Source organism: Flavobacterium sp. GQ95 (assembly GCF_059758655.1).
In genome coordinates this window covers 1-18,238 of the sequence record NZ_JCAXEB010000008.1, presented here as the reverse complement: position 1 = coordinate 18,238, position 18,238 = coordinate 1, and the positions used below count along the sequence as shown (strand labels likewise).

At 32.3% G+C, this 18,238-nt stretch carries 16 protein-coding genes and 1 pseudogene; 14 read left to right on the top strand and 3 right to left on the bottom strand.

Translation table 11 applies throughout. The features are described from left to right. The first annotated feature begins 64 nt into the window (after positions 1-64). Positions 65-508 (top strand): YybH family protein, encoded by a 444-nt coding sequence (locus tag AC6CH4_RS15675; protein ID WP_498104542.1) that lies wholly within the window; start codon positions 65-67, stop codon positions 506-508. A gap of 2 nt (positions 509-510) precedes the next feature. On the opposite strand, the gene AC6CH4_RS15670 is transcribed toward AC6CH4_RS15675, so the two are convergent. Next, on the bottom strand, positions 511-1,329 hold the full coding sequence (locus tag AC6CH4_RS15670; protein ID WP_498104541.1) for a helix-turn-helix domain-containing protein: 819 nt from the start codon (positions 1,327-1,329) through the stop codon (positions 511-513). 469 nt (positions 1,330-1,798) lie between these two features. Here AC6CH4_RS15670 and AC6CH4_RS15665 point away from each other — a divergent pair, with 469 nt between their 5' ends. Further along, positions 1,799-5,269, top strand: a complete 3,471-nt coding sequence (locus tag AC6CH4_RS15665) for a patatin-like phospholipase domain-containing protein (protein ID WP_498104539.1) — start codon at positions 1,799-1,801, stop codon at positions 5,267-5,269. A 396-nt stretch (positions 5,270-5,665) separates the two neighbouring features. On the opposite strand, the gene AC6CH4_RS15660 is transcribed toward AC6CH4_RS15665, so the two are convergent. Next, entirely contained in the window at positions 5,666-6,259 is a 594-nt protein-coding gene (locus AC6CH4_RS15660; RefSeq protein ID WP_498104537.1) for a hypothetical protein, read from the bottom strand. Positions 6,260-6,744: 485 nt separating this feature from the next. Here AC6CH4_RS15660 and AC6CH4_RS15655 point away from each other — a divergent pair, with 485 nt between their 5' ends. The 11 genes from AC6CH4_RS15655 (at position 6,745) to AC6CH4_RS15605 (ending at position 16,633) form a co-directional block, all read left to right on the top strand. Next, positions 6,745-7,998 carry a tyrosine-type recombinase/integrase gene (locus tag AC6CH4_RS15655; RefSeq protein WP_498104535.1) on the top strand — a complete coding sequence of 418 codons (1,254 nt, stop codon included), beginning with the start codon at positions 6,745-6,747 and terminating at the stop codon, positions 7,996-7,998. Position 7,999: 1 nt separating this feature from the next. Further along, positions 8,000-8,665: a hypothetical protein gene (locus AC6CH4_RS15650; RefSeq protein WP_498104533.1), complete on the top strand. Its 666-nt coding sequence runs from the start codon at positions 8,000-8,002 to the stop codon at positions 8,663-8,665. A gap of 104 nt (positions 8,666-8,769) precedes the next feature. Further along, complete coding sequence (locus tag AC6CH4_RS15645) at positions 8,770-9,048, top strand: helix-turn-helix domain-containing protein (protein ID WP_059116779.1); 279 nt, start codon at positions 8,770-8,772, stop codon at positions 9,046-9,048. A gap of 80 nt (positions 9,049-9,128) precedes the next feature. Next, the gene (locus tag AC6CH4_RS15640) at positions 9,129-10,256 is read left to right on the top strand and encodes a primase-helicase family protein (protein ID WP_498104531.1); all 1,128 of its coding nucleotides are present in this window, start codon (positions 9,129-9,131) and stop codon (positions 10,254-10,256) included. Positions 10,257-10,623: 367 nt separating this feature from the next. Further along, on the top strand, positions 10,624-11,556 hold the full coding sequence (locus tag AC6CH4_RS15635) for a DUF8464 domain-containing protein (protein ID WP_498104529.1): 933 nt from the start codon (positions 10,624-10,626) through the stop codon (positions 11,554-11,556). 122 nt (positions 11,557-11,678) lie between these two features. Then, a complete protein-coding gene (locus AC6CH4_RS15630; RefSeq protein WP_498104527.1) occupies positions 11,679-12,059 on the top strand; it encodes a plasmid mobilization protein in 381 nt (126 codons plus the stop codon). Then, a complete protein-coding gene (locus tag AC6CH4_RS15625; protein WP_498104525.1) occupies positions 12,056-13,075 on the top strand; it encodes a relaxase/mobilization nuclease domain-containing protein in 1,020 nt (339 codons plus the stop codon). Before AC6CH4_RS15630 ends, AC6CH4_RS15625 begins: the two co-directional genes overlap by 4 nt. Positions 13,076-13,093: 18 nt before the next feature. After that, positions 13,094-13,645 carry a hypothetical protein gene (locus tag AC6CH4_RS15620; RefSeq protein WP_498104523.1) on the top strand — a complete coding sequence of 184 codons (552 nt, stop codon included), beginning with the start codon at positions 13,094-13,096 and terminating at the stop codon, positions 13,643-13,645. 531 nt (positions 13,646-14,176) lie between these two features. Beyond that, the gene (locus AC6CH4_RS15615; RefSeq protein WP_498104521.1) at positions 14,177-14,851 is read left to right on the top strand and encodes a hypothetical protein; all 675 of its coding nucleotides are present in this window, start codon (positions 14,177-14,179) and stop codon (positions 14,849-14,851) included. 216 nt (positions 14,852-15,067) lie between these two features. After that, the gene (locus AC6CH4_RS15610) at positions 15,068-15,823 is read left to right on the top strand and encodes a hypothetical protein (RefSeq protein ID WP_498104519.1); all 756 of its coding nucleotides are present in this window, start codon (positions 15,068-15,070) and stop codon (positions 15,821-15,823) included. Between the two features lie 354 nt (positions 15,824-16,177). Further along, positions 16,178-16,633 carry a DUF8479 domain-containing protein gene (locus tag AC6CH4_RS15605; RefSeq protein ID WP_498104517.1) on the top strand — a complete coding sequence of 152 codons (456 nt, stop codon included), beginning with the start codon at positions 16,178-16,180 and terminating at the stop codon, positions 16,631-16,633. Between the two features lie 242 nt (positions 16,634-16,875). Here AC6CH4_RS15605 and AC6CH4_RS15600 read toward each other — a convergent pair. Further along, positions 16,876-17,203, bottom strand: a pseudogene (locus AC6CH4_RS15600) (IS982 family transposase); the annotation flags it as partial. Positions 17,204-17,808: 605 nt separating this feature from the next. Here AC6CH4_RS15600 and AC6CH4_RS15595 point away from each other — a divergent pair. Continuing rightward, a partial coding sequence (locus AC6CH4_RS15595) for a T9SS type A sorting domain-containing protein (protein ID WP_498104515.1) occupies positions 17,809-18,238 on the top strand: 430 nt, incomplete at its 3' end.

Sequence of the window (18,238 nt, the reverse complement as noted above, 5' to 3'; positions counted from 1 at the left end):
TTGTTCGTAATTTTACAATTTCTCACCTGCAGGAATAAGTTACTTTGTGAAAAATATAAATAAAATGAAAAGAACACTTATTCTAAACGGATTATTGATGCTTACCATTTGGTGTAATGCTCAAACTTCAGACCCAGCACTAAAGTCTGCCAGAAAGGCTATAGAAGCCAGTAACGAGATCTATGCAGACCTTGCCAACAAAAATGATGGATCTATTCTTAGCAGGTATACAGAGGATGCCTGTTTGTTTCCACCAAATGCCGCACCAATATGTGGTGCGCAAATACTTGAATTTTTTAAATCGGGACCTAAGGTACATGTTAAGTTTACTATCCAACATTTATATGGAGATGGCAAAACCTCTGTAACAGAAGAAAGCTTTTATGAGATGACAGATCTGCAAGGCAAAAAACTGGACGACGGAAAAGTGATTGTCATCTGGAAAAACACGAAAGATGGCTGGAAGATGTATCGCGATATGTTTAGCAGCAACTATCCGGCGAAATAAATTTAAAAACCAACGTTGACAGCCTGTTGAAAATCAGTGCCATTTTTTATCAGAGAGCTTCTGGAAGCAGAAGGAGTGATGCCTGTGAACTTTCGGAACTCTTTGATAAAATGTGCCTGATCATAATACCCGCAGTCGTAAGCTATTTCGGTCAACGATTGAGTAGTATTGAGTACGAGTTGCAAGCTATTATTAAATCGCAATACCGATGTAAAGGCCACAGGACTGATACCAATATTTGACAGGTAAAGCTTTTGGATATATCTTTCTGATAGTCCTGATTGTTGGGCTAAGGAAGGTAAATCCAATTGCTGATGATCAAGAGAAATCTGCTGACCCAGAGCCTGAACCATCAACACTTTCTTTAATCGGGTTTCGTTTTTTTTGAGTTGTTGGAGAAAGTGGGTTTCTAAGATCGTAATTTTATTGGCGAGTCCATCTGTTTCCATGATACGATCATATAATTCCCTGTTTTCTCCCAATGCCACATCGTACATATCAGTGGCGTAGTTTGTAAATTCTGACAAGGGATCAGAGAAAAACAGTGCACTGGCATGCGGGTAAATCCGGGCTATAAGTACCGATGTGCCTTGTGCTACAGTAAGTCGGGTAGGAAGGGTAAGGTGTCCAAGAAGTTCTATGGATGGTGTGTCTTTTCGCTTACCGTTGATAATAGTTGCAGCGGCTCCTTCAGAGATATTGACAATAAAATCAACATATCCGCTTGGGTAAAAAACTTCGTTGTCAAGATTTTTTTCAATCGTAACAATGGTATAATTCTTTATAAACGGCGCTAAACTGGCGGAAGGTAAAATCTCCATATAATTATTTTTGCTATGATTTAGGGGTTAATCTTTTGATTAATAGCATGTTCTAAATTAGAAAAAAATATAATAGGAAGTAATATATAATCTTAAAAAATAATTTTTTTAGGGTTTTGACTAAATATCAGATAAGATATTAAATAAAAATCGAAATTACACAAATGTTAGGTAATTGCGTTTTTTTTGTGAACTGGATCTGACTAGATCAATATCTAATTTTTAGATAAGTTTAAGAGATTATGTACAAAAACAGGTATTTATACTCGTGTAGGTGTTTTTTTTAAAGTTTAGATTTGTGTTTGTATTTCAGTGTCTTAGCTGTGTTTTGGTTTGAAATATTACAAATGTGTCGGTAAACTACCATAGTCGACGATATTTTTTGAGGTCTTACATATAGGTATCTAAAAAAGAAAATAGATACTTCCAAATATTCATTCGTATTTAGGTTAGCTAAAATAACAATAATATGGACATAGTAACCGATCTTACCGCAGAAGCTGTCTCTTATATTACACTGTTTCAGGATATTTTAAAAAGTAAGTCTGATATTGTTTTTCCGAAAGATTTGATAAAGAAAAGCGATTGGAAGCTTCTTAATGTGGCTGAATTACCTATTAAAGATCTGACAGTTCATCAAAAAGAGAAAATAATAGATTTGATCTGGCATAGCCCCACAAAAGACGATACTGATAGATTTGTCAAAGTATACTTGGACAGAACAGTTTCGCTTTTGCATTGGTTGTCAAGTAATATACCAGTCAATGAGAAAATAACTGATAAATCACAATCTGGAGAAGAAACTAATGAGCTCGTTTTGTTTAAGCCACCTTTTTTCTGGCGACAGGCAATAAGGAGTGTTTTGTATAAACAATCAGAACAACGACTAAAACTTGTAGAGATATTGCAATATATGCCACTGCAAATAATCTTAGCAATGGCGGGAAAAGGTAAATTAGGTTATACTATACGACTCTATCAATTTTATACAAAGTTGCCTCAGGAGGATTCTGGAGTAGGTAAAATATGTAATAATTATGATCTTCTGGAATTTTCAGATAGAAATCTACATTTTTTATTCTGGTCAACCAGGAGAACAGATGCCAAAAATTACCTTGAAAATGATCAGAGATTACTTGATGAGCTAAAAGATCAGGACTTTTCTCTTCCTTTTGAAACTTTGTTCAGGGAGGAGTTAATTGAGATTTCTAAAGCTAGAGTATCTCGGAATAAGGAATTTAATATTACCTCGAAAGAAGGTGATCCACAAAGGGATACATCTTCATTGTTTTCCGATAAAAAAGAAGAGGTTTTTGATCCCTTGGGAAAAGCAGGCGAAATGCAACTAATGGGAATTGCCTTATCAGGTGGAGGTATTAGATCTGCTACTTTTAACTTGGGAATACTACAAAAATTGGCGAGTTTAAATGTACTTTACAGATTTGATTACATGTCTACTGTATCAGGTGGTGGTTATATTGGTTCTTGGTTTACTTCATGGGTACACAGGTCAGGATCTTTTAGCAAAATCAATGATCGCCTTTGCCCTGGAAAATCTCAGGATCCTTTAGCTGATGAAGTTCGTCCTATTAGATGGCTTAGGATGTTCAGTAATTATTTATCTCCTAATGTTAGTATTATGTCTTCTGATGCATGGACATCCGGAATGACCTGGCTCCGTAATACATTTGTCAATCAGGTAATTTTACTGTTAAGTCTTTTGACAGTCTTATCGTTTATTTCAGATATTTATTCTGGGTGGATTTCGATTAAAAATAACATGAAGCAACAGGATGCTCTTCATATTTTTTGCTTCAGTTTTTTTATGTTCATAATAGGTGGTTTTATGGTTGCAACGGCTATGCGTTCTTTTTATAATATTAATAAAAAAGAGTCAAACAAAGGATGTCTCAAACAAGTTGGTAAATTAATAAGGCGTTTTACATGGAAATTCAACCAGACTAATTTAATTCCGCACTTACTAGTACTTTGGGGTGCAATTAGCGCATTGGTTATTAGCACCTATTTTGCCGCATATGAAGCGCCACCGCCAGGTGATAATAGGAGTTCGCTTCTGATGTATGTCTTCTCTTCAGCTTTTCTTGCCTTTTTTTTAGTAGCTCTTCGGGGTAATTACCATAAAAGATGGGATCTAATGGAAATTGGAAGAAAAAATGTCGATACAAAGGAAGATACTAAAGATAAAAATCTTTCTGGACAAATCCTGTTTGCAATCATAGGATCTACTTTTGCTGCTTCGGCTCTATTGGTATTTCTTTTAATGTTGTTTTGGGATAACATAACTAAAGTTTATGATTTTGCAGATTTACTGGGGCTAAAAAAAGATTGTGATGAAATATTTTTGGTGATGAGTATACCTATCATTCTTGAGATATTTTCATTAGCCGTGATTCTTAGAATGGCGCTTATGGGGAATCTTTTTCCGGATTATCGAAGAGAATGGTGGGGCAGGATGGGAGGTTATATTCATCGCTTCATGTTGTTTTGGACGATTGTGAGCTTTGCAGCCCTGATTATGCCAGATTTATGGAATAATTACATGGATGATTTACACAAAGTAAATGGTCCGTCAATATGGCCTGTGATTTGTGCTTGGAGCGGCTGGAGCGGAATTATAGCATGGGGGCTAAAAAAGGCATTCGAATCTAAAGATGAAACCAAAGCTACTACGAAAAGCTATATTACTATAATACTAAAAGTAATACCTTTTATTTTTATGATTGGGATATTATTGATAGGTTCTTGGATTATGGAAATAATAAAAGGCTTTAATTTTCTTTCAGGCCAAATAGAAGGAGAGTCCTTGAGAAACTTTTTTGTGACTTTAATTTTAGCAGCTATTACTTTATTGTTAAGCTGGCGTGTTGGAGTAAATGAATTTTCACTTCATTACTTCTACAGAAACAGATTAATCCGGGCTTTTCTAGGAGCAACACGAAGTAGGGAAGATAGAATAAAAACAGCTAACATATTTACCGGTTTCGATGCCAATGATGATATTTTGCTATCTTCGATGCAAACAGATAATGGTTATTTTGGACCATTTCCTCTTATCAATTCCACACTTAATGCTACAGTAGTGAATGCTCTGGACAGACAAGATCGTATGGGTGAATCTTTTGTTTTTTCTCCATTATATTGTGGGTATGATTTTAGTCCTACACGTTCTTCAACCTACAATATTGACCATGTATATGAATATGGTTATAGGTCAACAGACAAGTTTTCTAATAAGAAAGGCGGGCCAACATTAGGAACTGCTATGGCTATATCAGGCGCTGCAATTAATCCTAATTGGGGTTATCATTCTTCGGCTACGATGGCATTTTTACTTACATTGTTTAATTTACGACTTGGTTGGTGGATTGGTAATCCAAGGCTTGATAAATGGAAGAATCCTGACCCAAATTTTGGTCTTTTGTATTTAATGCGGGATCTTATTGGTAAATCTGATATTAATATGGAATACGTATGTCTTTCTGATGGTGGCCATTTTGATAATATGGGACTATATGAACTCGTTAGAAGACGTTGTCAATATATTTTGATTGGAGATGCAGAACAGGATCAGGAAAGCACTTGCGAAGGACTTGCAAATGCCATTAGAAGGTGTCGTATTGATTTTGGTGTTGACATTGATTTTGGTGTCGAAATTGATAAAATCAAGGATAAAACGGAACATATTGCCAAGGGAACTATTATTTATCCGGGAGCTGGAAAACAGCCGGGTACAATCATATATATAAAAACAGTTATAACGGAAAAAGAATCTGTAGATGTAAGAGAGTATGCTTCAGCGAATAAAGATTTCCCACAACAGTCAACGGGAGATCAATTTTTTGATGAAGCACAGTTCGAAAGTTATCGCAAGTTAGGTTATGATTCAATTAAAAATATTTCACAATTATATCTACCATAAATTATCGGAAAAATGTAGGCTAAACTATAAAAATGAAAAATCGCAATTACCAAAATATTAGGTAATTGCGATTTTTTTTGTGGACTTGACGGGATTACAATCGAACACCTTATTCCTATTTTAATGTTTATTGATAAGCTTGAGAAGAAGCTTTGAATCCCTTTTAAATAAGGGTTTTGTTGCTTCTTTATTTGTTGACTCGTTTTCAAAATCAACTATCCGTTTTTTATTTTCATTTTTAAATAAATAGATCATTTTAAAATGAAAAATACGAGTTCTAAAGATTTTATCATTGTGTGAAATTTTACTTTTCGTCGCTGCACTAATTGAACATTAAGCAAAGTAAAATGGATGTTAAATTCTGTAAGGTAAATTCAGAACCAGACAATTTTTAATTTATGAATTTTTTAAATTTAATAAATCTAAAACTTTCGGTGAAACTTTCAAATCGGATCTAAACTTTAAAACGCCCTTTATGAAATGTTTTTCTAATTCTTTTCTGTTGCTTATTAAAAATGGGGTATTGAATATAATGGCTTTATAAATTATTGTGTTCCTAGAGTTATCGAAATGATATACACAAATATCAAAACCAACATCTTCACCCTCAGATAAAACTACATCATAATTTTTTAGATCGGGATTTGGATATAAAGACTCAAAAGGCAGAGATTCAATAATTGTATCATCTTTATAATGGTGCAAACCATTTTGATCAACTATTAATTTCGTTATTTTATTTTTCCTAATAATAATTGTATCCTTTACTACGACATATATTAAAAAAGACAAAAGAATTACGGATAGTACAACAGAAGAAATTTTAAATTCAACAGATATTTTTCGAGATTCAACAATAATTATCTCTAAATTAATTATTGCTAAAATTATACTCACAAAAATAAATGCTCCGAAAGCCTTTACAACAAAGGTTATTTTCGTTGATTTTGATGATTCTATTTTTGAAAATTCATTATCCTGAAAATCCATTTTTGTTAGATGTTAGAAATTAAAACATTACAGCTGCTGGAGCAAATTTAAGAAAGATAAACTTATTATTCAGATTTTTGGTATTGTAGTAGAAATTAGAGAAAAACTTGAATTCATTAACTGATGTTTCAAACATCTATAAAATGTAAATACGTTAAAAAAAGAGAATTTGTGAATTTGGTGTTCGATAGCAATTTGTACTATGTGGAGGGTATTTATCGAACAGCCGCTATGTTAAATATATTTTGCGCATAATCACTTGAGAATGAATGATAAAAGTCGCTGTTTTATTAAAGAAAAACGGGATGTTTTTTTCAAACATCCCGTTTTTGTGGAGTCGCCGGGTATTGCGCTAATTATATCAGAATCGGTTGTTAGTAATTGATTATCAATAAGAAACGCTTGTTTTGTAGTAATTCTTATATTTGTTATAATTAAATTTTTATAACTAAATATAACATTATTGTCAACTAAATTGTCAACTGATGAAATACACTTTTAATCTTAAAGAGCCGAAGAGTGATAAAGAAACTTTGATTTTATTTTCATGCTATTTTAAAAATGAGAATAAGAAATTTGTCTTTTCAACTGGTGAGAAAATAATGCCTGAAAATTGGGATTTTGAAAATAGATTCCCTTTTGTAAATGGGAAAAAGAAATCAAAATTTGTTCAAAGTATAAGACTTCAGATGAATCGATACTCTGATTTATTTCTTGAAACAGAAAGCTTGTATAAAAGAATAAATGAACCTTTTACTTCGAAGAATTTAAAAAAAGTTTTTGACGAAGAGTTTAAAAAAGCTCCGTCTGGGAAAAATACATTTTTTGATGCGTATGATGAGTTTACAGCCGAAAAGGAAAAAGGCAAAGAATGGTCGGCGTCAACAATAAAAAGGTATAAAAATATAAAGAATATTCTAGAAAAATTTGAAGCAGCTAGAAAATTCAAATTGACATTTAGTAAGATCGATGAAACATTTCATCGTGAATTTACTTCCTATTGTATGGATGATTTAAAGCATATTAATAATACTTATGCTAGAAATCTAGGGCTTTTCAAAACCTTTATGTTTTGGGCTAGGAAAAATAAATTCACTTATAATGATAGTTTTGTAGAATTTAAAAAAGTTGAGAGAGTAATTACAAATCAAATTGCATTAACAATAGATGACTTAAATAAGTTGATGCAACACGAATTTGAAAGTGAAAAGCTAGGGAAAGTTCGTGATGTTTTTGTCTTTGCTTGTGTAACCGGTATGCGTTTTGGTGAGTTATCTTTGATAAGAAGAAGTAATGTAACTAATGATTTTATTTTATTAAAAGAAAATAAAGATGAAACTAAAGAAACTAGGGAGATACCTTTAACCAGTATTTCTAGATATATTTTATTAAAATATGATTATAAACTACCTTTAATTGCCAATCAAAAACAGAATAAATATATAAAAGAAGTATTTCAGGAGATGGAATACAATAATAAAGTTCAAAAAGTTACAACTAAAGGGAAAGAAAATATTAAAGAAGAAATGTTCTTCTTTAATAGAATAAGTACGCATACAGCAAGAAGAACTTTTATTACTATGATGAAAAGACAAGGTAAAAGTGATAAATTAATTGCATCTATAACTGGACACAACGATATGAAAACTTTGAATCAATATTATCAGATTAGCGAACCAGAGAAAAAAGAGGCCATGGATGAAGTTTTTAATGTTGAATTGAAATTGAAAGTCGTTTAGTATGGATATTAAAAAGAAATATTTTAAAAAGAAATCAAAATTTATTGACTTAAAGCCTATTGATAATAAGAATACTAATAGTGAAATTAAACTAGGTGTAATTATTCTTATTATGGTTTTTCTTTTTTTGATTGCTTTTTATTTTTTCGAAAATGTTTTTCTGAAATCGGAAGGAATATTTAGACTAGTTGCTATAGGGATAACGTTTTCGGCCGTAATTATGGTTGTTTTATATTTTCGTCTTTTGATTAATAAGACTGATAAGAGGAATAAAATAAATTCAGCAATAGTAAATTATGATTTTTCGAATAATGAAAATAATACAATAGAAGTTAGGTTTAAAAATTTTTTTAAAGATGAATTGTGTTATCTGAATTTTAAAAATAATGCGATTAAAATTGGATTAATTGACCAAAATTGTAAGTGGTTGTATAAAGAAAAAGAAATTTTATACTTCGCTTTATTGTTTTCTAAATTAAAAGAGAATAATTATTTTAAAAACACAATTGAAAACAAAGATTTTTGTGAGGTTTCTAGTCAATTTTTAGATATTAAAATTAATTCAACGATGCTAACAAAATATGATCTTTCCAAGGAAAATAATCTAATTAAAGCACATCATGAAAAATATTATGAAAATGATTATTCCATTTTTAGCCAAATATAGTTCAACTCATTTTCAATTGAATTCAATTGAAGATATTGAATACAAATAAATTATAATTAATACGATTAAGTTATAAAATTGTAAAAAATTTAATCTACAATTTTATGCAAAATCCATTTGAAACAATTCAATCAGAATTGAAAGAGCTAAAAGGTTTAGTTGCACAACTTCTTACTAAACCAGAAAAAGATTTATCGAATAACATGTACACTGTCAAGGAAGCGGCAGAACTTTTACATGTGGATCGCCAGACCATTAGAAACCATATTGATAATGGTAATATTAAAGCTTCTTCTATTGGGAGAAGAATTTTAATAAATCACGAGGAGTTATTTGACTCTCTTAATGAAGTAAAATCCCTGAAGTATAAGAGACAAGTATAGAAAGTACCATTTCTATACTTGTTTTTTATTATCTAACCTATTGTATAAGCCATAAATACAATAAAAAAACATTGTACAAAATGAAAGAAAAATATTTGCGAGTAGGAATTTCCTATTTCAAGATTATTGATAAACCTTTAATATCTGGCGATAAAGTAAAAGTAATGGTTCGGTGGAATCGTGAAACAATTATTTCAGATCATGGAAAATCGTTTTTTAACGATATATCCAAATTAGATGGTTTTTGCTGTATTTCGAACCATTTTGGTTACCAGCAAATTGTAGATGATTTCTATAATACCTATCATGAATTGCCTAATCAACCAATCGTTAAGGATTTTTCAATTAATGAACTCGAAAAATTGATTCCGAATTCATTGCGATTTATTCAACATATTTTTGGCGATCAAAGAGAGCTAGGCTTAGACTACATAAAACTTTTATATGAAAAACCTACGCAAACATTGCCAATTCTTTGCTTAGTAAGCAAAGAGCGATCAACAGGAAAAAGCTCCTTCATAAAGTGGTTGAAAGCAATTTTTGGAATGAATATGATCTACATAAAAGGCGATTCGTTTGGCTCGCAGTTTAATTCTGATTGGGCAAGTATGTTACTTGTAGCCATTGATGAAGTCTTTTTTGATAAAAAAGAAATTACAGAACGTTTAAAATACCTTTCTACAACTGACAAAGATAAAATAGAAGCAAAAGGCAAGGATAGACAGGAAATAGAATTCTTTGCAAAATTTATTCTTTGTTCTAATAATGAAGATAATTTTATTCAAATAGACGAAGAAGAAATCCGTTTTTGGATTCGCAAAATTCGTATTATAAATACAGAAGATGTATTCTTTCTTAAAAAACTGAATAAAGAAATTCCATATTTCTTAAAGTACCTTCAAATGAGAAATTATTTTTCTCAACAAAAAACGCGCATGTGGTTTAAACCCGAACAGATTATGACCGCTTGTCTGTTAAAGCTTGTAAATCGAAATAAAGAAGAAATCCTTATGCTTGAATTGATTCATGAATGTTTTGAGAAAATGGATGAGAATGAGTTGAAATTAACTCCTAATGATATTTTCATTCTACTGAGGAAGCAAAATAACAGAATAAATATTTCTGCTAATGAAATAAGAAATATTCTCAAGCGATGGGGTTTTACACCCGAAGATAATACGAAGCCTTATTGTGGAATTGAATTATAGTCTCATGGTGAATATGTAAAAGTAGATCGAAGAGGATGCTTTTATACCCTCAAAAAGATTTTGTTTTATAAAATTTTTGATGCTTTGATGCAAAATTAGTATAAAGTCTTGTAATTGAGGGTAAACAGATACATCGAAACTTGCATCAAACTAAAAAACAATCTTTTTTGATGCAAAAACTGATGCAGGATAAAAATAAAGTGATGCACTGACGTAGCTATTGATTCAGTGCAATCTTAAGGTAATCAATGGATTAGGTGGTATCTTCATTAAAACATCAAAAAAAAACAAAATTCTATTCTTTTTTCATTAGCAAAAAAAAGACTTGAATCAAATCAATAGAAGATTTATTAAAAAAAAAACAATTATGGAAAAGTTCACTTGTAAAGCAGCAAATCAAATTGATTTAGTCAATTATCTTGAAACATTAGGGCATGAGCCATCAAAAATAAAAAATCAGGACTATTGGTATCTATCGCCACTCAGAAATGAAAACACAGCCTCTTTTAAAGTGAATCAAAAATTAAATTTATGGTATGACCATGGAACAGGAAAAGGAGGAAATGTAGTCGATTTTGGGATTGATTATTTTAGATGTACAGTTTCTGAATTTTTGCAGCTTTTAAATGGTAATAGTATTTCCTCGGGTATAAGTTTATCACTTAAAAATGAGAATCGACAGTCTTCAAATCTCGGAATTGCAAATGAAAAGAAAGGTAATCCCCTTGATAAAATTGTCATTGTTGGTGTACGGACGTTGGAAAGTAGAGCAGTATTGGATTATTTAGATAAGCGGAATATTTCGCTAGAAATTGCAAGACAACATTGCAAAGAAGTTAATTTCTCTTTAAATAATCGAAAGCATACCGCAATTGGATTTGAGAATATTTCAGGAGGATACGAACTCCGAAATGAATATTTTAAAGGTAGCAGCTCACCAAAAGATATCACTTTCATAGATGTCCAAGCAAAATCAGTAGTCGTTTTTGAAGGTTTTTTTGACTACCTCTCTTATAAAATGATGAATCAAAAATCGGCTAACCTACAAACAAATTTCCTGATACTTAATTCTCTATCTTTTTTTAACAAGTCACAACAGTTAATGGAAAAACACGAGAGAGTTGATCTCTATTTAGACAGAGATACAGCAGGTATAAAATTTACTGGTGAAGCACTACAAAGAGATTCTGTAAAATATACCGACCAAAGTTTTTTATATGAGCAAAAGAAAGATTTAAATGAATGGCTAAACCAGGGACAGCAAGTTAAACAAAGTCATAATTTTAGGAGATCTATATAACGTCCTGGTGGTAGCCAGCTATGTTTTGGTAAAACCAAAACGCTGGCTCCCCTCATGCTGTCGCATTGGTTGAGAGGATTTTTTTCATGCTGCCGCATTCAAAAAATAAATGATGAAAGATTATGGAAGAACAGAATGAAACTAAAAAAAATAGAGGAGGTAGGCCAAAAAAGGTAATAAAGAGAGACCAACTGATGGCAATTAAATGTACACTCTATGAGCGTAAAATAATTGAATCCAAAGCTAAAAAAGCAAATCTTACCGTTTCCGAATACCTTCGTGAAATCGGACTCATGGCAAAGATTGATTACAGAAATAAAGCTCTTCCAAAAGAAATTCTAAGCTTTACCGGAGTGCTTAATCACATGGCGGCCAACCTGAACCAAATAGCTAAAAAGAGAAATAGCAATGATGAATTAAGTCCGCTTGAAAGGGCAGAATTAAGAGTTCAGTCAGAGAAGGTTAAAGATCTTGCTGTCCAAATTAAAAACTTTATGTCATGATAGGACGTGTAAGCATAGGTAGCTCGTTTTACCATTGTATTAGCTACTGTTTGGAAGATAAAAGAGAATTGTCACAAGAGAAAAAACTTGAACTTGCAATGCAAGACCGTTTGCAGCATAAAGACCGAGCAGAAGTATTGGAATATAATAAATGTTTCGGTAACAAGTACGAGCTTACGGGGCAGTTTAAGGATGTTAGGAAATTAAGCAGGCGTGTTGAAAAACCAATGTTGCATCTGACCTTACGTTTAGCCCCGGAGGATACATTGACCAAAGAACAATTGAGAGAAGTTGGAAGAGAATGCGCTAAGGAGTTCGGTATAGCAGACAACCAATACATTTGTGTGCTACATAAGGATACCAAAGAGCAGCACATTCATATTGTAGCCAATCGCGTGGGCTTTAATGGCAAGGTTGCCAACGATAGCAAAAGCTATAAACGCATGGCTGAGCTTTGTCGTCGTCTTGAAAAGAAATATGGTCTTCAGGAGGTATTAAGCCCAAGGGCATTCCTATCCCCTAAAGACAGATTATTGCCACGCAATGACGGTAGAAAAGAAAAATTAAAAGCAGATATCCAAGAGACATTAAAGTCTGCTAGTTCCTATTTAATATTTGAAAGACAGATGAGAGATTTGGGTTATAAAGTTCTTAAGGGCAGGGGGATTTCTTTTATAGATGATAAAAAAGTAAAAATAAAAGGAAGCGAAGTTGGTTTTTCATTGATAAAAATTGAAAAGATATTACATCAGAAACAACAGTATGCCATTAAAAATGCTGGTGAAGAAAAAAATTATGATAGAGATAGTCAATCAATATCTAATTCTTTTAACGCTGAAAAACAAAATAAAGAAAAGCAAGGCTATAGTTTAGATAGACCAGCAGAAACAGTTGTTAAAGAGGTTTTAGGAGCTGTAGGACAATTAATGGGGTCTGAATATGAGCCGGATTATATCGATCCTGAATTACAGAGAATTTCTCAAAAGAAAAAGAAGAAATCAGCATTAAGGAGATAATATTTAAAAAATAGTATTATGGAAACAAATACAAACAAAGGTCATATAGAACAAGAAACATTACAATTAGTACTGGAGGAATTTACACAGGAGCAGAAAGCAAACAATCAGCATATTGAGGCGCTTATTACTGCAGTTAAAAACGTAGAGAGTAAAATCGATGTATCTAAAAAGGAACATAAAATAGAAAAAAATGTTTCAGAACAATTGGATATTAAGCAAATTGAGACTATTCTTCAAAAAGGTTTTCTAGATATAAAATATATGATTGGCAGGCATCCGAAAAGTATCGTTAGGAAATTTCAGATTTTGCTGTTTCCGGAACAGGACGCAAAACTGTTTTATAAAATTGTTTTTGGCAGATGGTTTTTATGGCTTGTTGCAATGTTAGTCCTAACCAATCTTTACAACTGGGGAATACATTATAGTGATAATCGCAAAGAAATTGAAATGCGACAAATTCAAAATGATAGGATAAGAAAAGCTTGGGACTATATGTATATTAATAGTAATAAAGAAACTAAAAATCTTATGAAAAAAGCGTATATAAATTCAATGGAAAGTAAATGATTGTTGAAAATTTGAAAGCTCTGTAATATTTATATTCAAATATTACAGAGCTCAATGTTGTTTTAAACCAGCACAATGTTCATGCAGAGAGGGAATGAGAAATCCAGTGGTTTAGAAACATTGAACTTTCTTACAAAATTTTATACTCATATACTAATAGCGAGATGTGATTAAGTTGTTGAAAACAAACAAAATAGATAAAATTTGCTCTACGTGTGTAGATTTACGTGATGATTTTCTTACATGTGCTTCTTTCGTCACTTATCTTTGAAACGTTACATAAATCATACATTTTAATAACGATTAAAATCTTTCTTCGAGAGTTTATGATTATGAACGGAAATAACAAAGCGAATTGACAATTCAAATCGCAGGTTGGTAGTAAAGTGTCAAGTTGTATTAAACCGAATAAATTTTTTAAATTATGAAGAGAAATATATTGTTGCTTAATTCCTGCTACTGTTAAATGTCACATGCTTTATTTATTACACCCTAGAATTTTAATTTTTAACTAAAACAAACTCAATAAAGATGAAAAAAGCACTTAGTATTTTATTCGTTTTACTCGCCCTTACTGCTGACCTGTCTGCACAATCCAAAACGGATCTCAGTCTTAAGGTTTCAGCAGCGGCTTCGGCTAACCAAGCTCAACTGGTATCCTATACCTGGACACGAACTGTCCAGGTATTCGTCGAAGGTACATTAAAGAATACGGTAGTTAGTTCACTTTCCATAGGTTCCAACGGTAAAATTGTCACTACAGCCGTTTCATCTGTCTCTACAGATCCTCCACCTACCAGCGGACTCAGGGGAGAAATTGCGAAAAAGAAAATCACAGAAATTAAAGCTTATGTGGACGAGGCTGTTAAAGTCAGTATGGAATACATATACATGTCCAAAGGAGGCATGGTGAACTATTTTGATGCGGCCAATATTACTCAGTCCGGTAACACCATTACAGTAAACGGCAGTAACGTGAACAAACCAAGCGATCAATGTACCATGAATATTCGGACCGGCAGTCTGGCTTTCATCAGCCAAAATTTTAAGTCCACACTTTCTTCGGGAGATTCGGTTTCAGGAACATTTAATTACAAAACATTCAGCAATGGCTTGACTGCATTTGATAACGGAGAACTGGATCTGCCCGCAAAAAAAATGAAGCTAATGATTTCCAATACAAATTATGCTAAAAAGCTCCAGTAATGTAATGATGTGTTAAATTGTCTATTTATAAAACAGCAACACCATATCTGAGTAATTGGCTAAGATCAGTATGGTTTTATATTTAATTGACATTGCTAAATAAATCTTTAACGCTAACATAATAATATAATGAAAATTAAATTAATTGAAACTTTAATAGCAGGATGCATAGGCATCTGCTCATTAAATGTACAGGCGCAGGAAAAACCTGTGAAGGTGTCATCAGTAGCAGCTGAAAATGAAGCAGCCGAACTTGCAAAAAAATTAGCCAATCCAATTGCTTCTCTCATCAGCGTACCTTTTCAAAATACTACAGATATTGGTATCGGTGAATATAATGGATCCAAAAATACTTTAAATATTCAGCCGGTTATTCCAATTACCATTTCTTCGAAATTAAATGTAATAACAAGAATTATTATGCCTATTGTTATACAATATAATGTTACTGGCTCAAATACAGAACAAAGTGGGTTAAGCAATTTTACAGCAAGCGCATTTTTTTCACCCAGTAAAACAAAAAACGGCATTACATGGGGTGCAGGTTCAGCTTTTCTTTTACCAACTGCTACCAATGATATGTTGGGTACTAATAGGTTTGCCGTTGGTCCCACAGCTGTAATTTTAAAACAAACAGCCGCTGGCTGGACATTTGGGGCACTGGTTAACCAGCTATGGAGCGGTTCCGGTACAGTAGAAGCTAATGAAGTAAACCAAATGTATATACAACCATTTTTTGCACATAACTGGAAAAGTGGAGCTGGTGTTGGAGGAAGTTTGGAATGGACACAGGCCTGGGGTACCAACACAACATCAGCTTATTTTATGCCCAATGTGTCCGGTGTTACCAAACTTGGAAGCCATATTGTATCGCTACAGGTGGCGCCCCGTATTCCTGTATCCGTACCAAGTGGAACAAGGCCGGATTTTGGGATACGAGCTGTATTAACTCCCGTGTTTCCTAAGAAATGATGTTTGTGAATAAATTAAGCCCGCTCGGGCAAAAGAAAATTAACATCTTTTCAGAGAATACTACTTAAGAACTTCTAAATAGATACTTTAAAGTGACTATTCACATAGATGAGGCTTTAGTCAATCTAAAAATAGAATTGGAATTCCAAAGAATTGAATTCTATGATTATAACTAAAAGATACGAATAGAAAAATAAAAACTTATGAAGATCATTTGTTCAAGTTGTGAAGCTGGAAATAGAATAAGTTCAAAGTATTGTTCAATTTGTGGTTACAAATTACCACTTTTAGAAAGCCAGAATGTAAAAACCGAAATTGAAGAGATAAAAATTATAAAGCCTAAAACAATTTGACTTGAAAACTTTCTTAGGATTTATTGTGTTTTTTGTGAGGCAATTATTTTTCAAACCCACATTTGATAAGAAACTTGTAGAATTCACAAATGAATTTAATAAAAAATGTCCGATAAATGTAGACAAATATACAACTTTGAAAAACATAGTTGCCTTACCAAATAAAACGGTACGGTATAATTATATTTTAGTAGGAATAACAAAAGAAGCCATTAAAATTGATACGATTAAAAAATATGCTTTTCCGGGAGTTTTACAAAACTTAAAAAGTTACTCAGGAATGAAATTTTTTAGAGATAATAAAGTAACATTAAATTATTATTCTGATGAAAATGGTGAATTTGTAGCTGAATATATTGTAAAACCAGAAATGTACAATAGAAATAAGTTGCTTCACTGGCCGCTAAATGATTATCATAGATGCATTAGCGATATTCTATTGAATGCACAGCCATAACATTGAGCAGCACCGCAGAATTTGCAGAAGCCAAAGGGCAAAAATTGAAGCGAAAACAGATTTTAAAATTGCTAATCCCACTAATAGTACAACACAGTAATATGGAAACCATATATTCAATCTGGCAAATAGTCGTCGAGTGTTTGAAAATAAAATAATAGTAATTACGGATATAGCGACTTTAGAAAATAAATTATAACCCGTTTGTTGTAATTAAATTGTTTTATTTTAATATTTTATCCTTTTAGGGTTTTACAATTTGAAATTCTCATATTATTGCATATAGCAACTGGAAAAGGATCATAATATACTACATCTCACAGCAAAAGTCTTTAAAAGAAGAACTTGCAATCTTCATAAAGAAGTTTCCCCTATTTTATAAAGACGCCTGTTAAATTTACTCTTGTCTGACATATTGCGAATGAATTCATAATGTTTCATAAATTGAATAGCAGAGTAATGATTTCCGTAAAAACTTGTTGAGGAAACAATTGCCGTTAAAATAATTTCATTACTACTTACTTGTCTCCTTACATCTTCTTTTCTGCCAATTCCTTGTAAAAATATCATCGATTTTAAAAAAAAATTGAGATCCCTGCTTACATCTACACCTGCATGAGTGTTAAATGAGAAATAAGAAGATTCTAGTGCACTAAAGGAAAAGAAATAGCGTTTCCAGCCCGATATGATATTGCCTTGAGCGAAATAATGGTGTATGAGTGTGATTCCAGTTCAATTTAGCATTCTTGAATTGATAATTAATCATTTAATTCAATGATATAGCGAATGCTTACATGTTATGATTATTTAAAAGAAATATTTTTATACTCATGTCAGGTAAATATTTCTTCTTAAAATATTTAAAATAAATAGGTTAAACAAAATTCGTCTACACATGTATATTTGTGTGCTGGTTTTCCTATACTTTCATCATCCTTGCCTTAGATTTGAAATCTAGGTTAATACCCATTTTTCTAGTTTTTTCTTGGATTTAATTTTATTGAATCCGTAAGTTGAGGTAAAGATGCTCAGAAATGAGCATCTTTCTATAGAGAATTCAATTGAAAAAATGGACTAATCACACAATCCTAAATTTTTTAAGAGTAGTTCATCCAAACTTGTGAATTGCAATTAAATTCTAAAGCCTTACGATGAAAAACAAATCTTATAGATATATGAAAAAAATTACCCTGTTTATTTTTCTGGCAACAGCGGCTATTTCAAATGCCCAGACAAAGCTCAGCTTTGATTATGATATGGCAGGCAATCAGATTGTAAGGGAGTTGTGCCTATCGGGGTGTTCCTCCACGGGCAAGCCAGCCAAAGAAATTAAGGAAGTTGAGGACTTGACAGAAGAGGATTTATTGAAATTCTCCGCCCAGGATGTTATTTCGTATTACCCCAATCCGGTGAGGGAAGAGCTCTACCTGCAATGGCAGCTTGCTCAGAATAACACGGTGGATTCTATTGAAATTTTCGCTGTAAACGGTCAGCTTCTTAGGGCTTGCCGGCCCGCTTCAAGGGAGAACAGCATGACTATTGCTTTTGGCCATTACCCATCAGGACTTTATATCATAGTGCTGCATTATAGTAATGCAGAGTCAG

What these genes read in the sequence shown, in the direction of transcription:
- AC6CH4_RS15650 (WP_498104533.1), top strand. Translation starts at nt 8,000, where the DNA reads ATGGATATTAAAAAGAAATATTTTAAAAAGAAATCAAAATTTATTGAC.
- AC6CH4_RS15640 (WP_498104531.1), top strand. Translation starts at nt 9,129, where the DNA reads ATGAAAGAAAAATATTTGCGAGTAGGAATTTCCTATTTCAAGATTATT.
- AC6CH4_RS15660 (WP_498104537.1), bottom strand. Translation starts at nt 6,259, where the DNA reads ATGGATTTTCAGGATAATGAATTTTCAAAAATAGAATCATCAAAATCA.
- AC6CH4_RS15665 (WP_498104539.1), top strand. Translation starts at nt 1,799, where the DNA reads ATGGACATAGTAACCGATCTTACCGCAGAAGCTGTCTCTTATATTACA.
- AC6CH4_RS15630 (WP_498104527.1), top strand. Translation starts at nt 11,679, where the DNA reads ATGGAAGAACAGAATGAAACTAAAAAAAATAGAGGAGGTAGGCCAAAA.
- AC6CH4_RS15620 (WP_498104523.1), top strand. Translation starts at nt 13,094, where the DNA reads ATGGAAACAAATACAAACAAAGGTCATATAGAACAAGAAACATTACAA.
- AC6CH4_RS15655 (WP_498104535.1), top strand. Translation starts at nt 6,745, where the DNA reads ATGAAATACACTTTTAATCTTAAAGAGCCGAAGAGTGATAAAGAAACT.
- AC6CH4_RS15635 (WP_498104529.1), top strand. Translation starts at nt 10,624, where the DNA reads ATGGAAAAGTTCACTTGTAAAGCAGCAAATCAAATTGATTTAGTCAAT.
- AC6CH4_RS15645 (WP_059116779.1), top strand. Translation starts at nt 8,770, where the DNA reads ATGCAAAATCCATTTGAAACAATTCAATCAGAATTGAAAGAGCTAAAA.
- AC6CH4_RS15615 (WP_498104521.1), top strand. Translation starts at nt 14,177, where the DNA reads ATGAAAAAAGCACTTAGTATTTTATTCGTTTTACTCGCCCTTACTGCT.
- AC6CH4_RS15670 (WP_498104541.1), bottom strand. Translation starts at nt 1,329, where the DNA reads ATGGAGATTTTACCTTCCGCCAGTTTAGCGCCGTTTATAAAGAATTAT.
- AC6CH4_RS15625 (WP_498104525.1), top strand. Translation starts at nt 12,056, where the DNA reads ATGATAGGACGTGTAAGCATAGGTAGCTCGTTTTACCATTGTATTAGC.
- AC6CH4_RS15675 (WP_498104542.1), top strand. Translation starts at nt 65, where the DNA reads ATGAAAAGAACACTTATTCTAAACGGATTATTGATGCTTACCATTTGG.